General features: G+C 49.7%; 1 protein-coding gene. It reads left to right on the forward strand.

Annotated elements, in window-relative coordinates; translation table 11 throughout:
* Window positions 1–1,176 (forward strand): ISL3 family transposase (locus EDD73_RS14710; protein WP_131921193.1); only part of this gene is annotated, 1,176 nt, incomplete at its 5' end.
* Window positions 1,177–1,534: the final 358 nt, after the last annotated feature.

Below are 1,534 nucleotides of genomic sequence, written 5' to 3' on the forward strand. Positions count from 1 at the left end.
ACCCCACCTTGGTATGTCAAAGATGCACACTTTGATACTGAAAAAGGTCAACTGGATGTCTACATTGACTTTAAACCCGGAAGTACATTTGATTGCCCAATTTGTGAAGAAACAGGTCGCAAAGCGCTGGATACCAAAGAGAAGACGTGGAGGCATCTCAATTTTTTTCAGCATACGACCTATCTGCATGCGCGGGTTCCACGGGTTTGTTGTAGCCATGATAAGTCAGTGCATCAAGTTAACGTTCCTTGGAGTCGTCCGGGAAGCGGTTTTACCTTGCTGTTTGAAGCCTACATATTGACACTTGTTGAGCAAATGCCCGTCCGGGCAGCCGCACGCGTCGTAGGGGAACAGGACACCCGGTTATGGCGAATCTTGCATCACTATGTAGACAAAGCACGTGAAAACGAAGACCTGTCTTCCGTAACCCGGGTCGCGGTCGATGAAACGTCCCAAGCCAAAGGTCATAATTATGTGACCTTGTTTGTCGATACCGATCGGTCTCGCGTAATTTATGTGACCGAAGGCAAGGGAGCAGGTACGTTGGAGGATTTCACCGCCGATTTTCGTATGCACGGTGGGTCACCGGAAGCAATTACGGATATCTGCATGGACATGTCTCCGGCTTTTATCGCGGGGGCCGAGACCCATCTTCCCCATGCTGCGATTACATTTGACAAGTTTCATGCTGTAAAACTTGTCAACGAAGCCGTGGATCAGGTTCGGCGCGCAGAGCAACGGACCATGCCCGCCTTAAAAGGTACGCGTTACGTTTGGCTCAAGAACGCTTCGAATCTGACGGTAAAGCAAAAGGCTGTGATGGACGATGTCCTCAAAGATCGACATCTCCAAACCGTTCGGGCCTACCATTTTCGCTTGAGCTTTCAAGAAATGTATCGGCAACTTCCCCTGGATGCGTCGATGTATTTGCAGAAGTGGTACTACTGGGCTACACACAGTCGATTGCAACCCATCATCCAGGTGGCCAAGACGATAAAAAAACATCGCAACGGCATCCTACGCTGGTTTGAATCTCGGATTACGAACGGTTTGATGGAAGGGATCAATAGCCTGGTTCAGGCGGCCAAAAACAAAGCACGAGGCTATCGATCGTCTCGAAATTTGATCACCATCATTTATCTCATTGCTGGAAAATTGAATTTGCAACCGGTGTAGCAATTGGCCGCATGAGCGTGGATATGAAGTGATGTAGATCCCATTGGGGGCTCTGCCCCCAAACCCCCGAGGTTTTCTCGCTTTCGTTCTCCCTAGAGATGAAGAGCTTCACCTCTGTTTTTCTATACCCGTGTTCGGAGTATGAACTATGCAAACGGAGAGAGAGGATAACGATATCGTTGCCCTCTTCGTCTCCAGGGTAGAACCCCACCGGGCGCTCGGGTTGCTCCTCAGCATTGCCCTATCCTCCACAATGGGTAAGAGCCATTGGTAGTGTGTGCAACCCACGAGATGAATAAACATCGTTATTCGCTAGCCGACTAGGCCGATTGTTACCCACACGAAACAGCGAAGAGGC

Origin of the sequence: Heliophilum fasciatum (genome assembly GCF_004341395.1) — a bacterium.
Classification (GTDB): domain Bacteria; phylum Bacillota; class Desulfitobacteriia; order Heliobacteriales; family Heliobacteriaceae; genus Heliophilum; species Heliophilum fasciatum.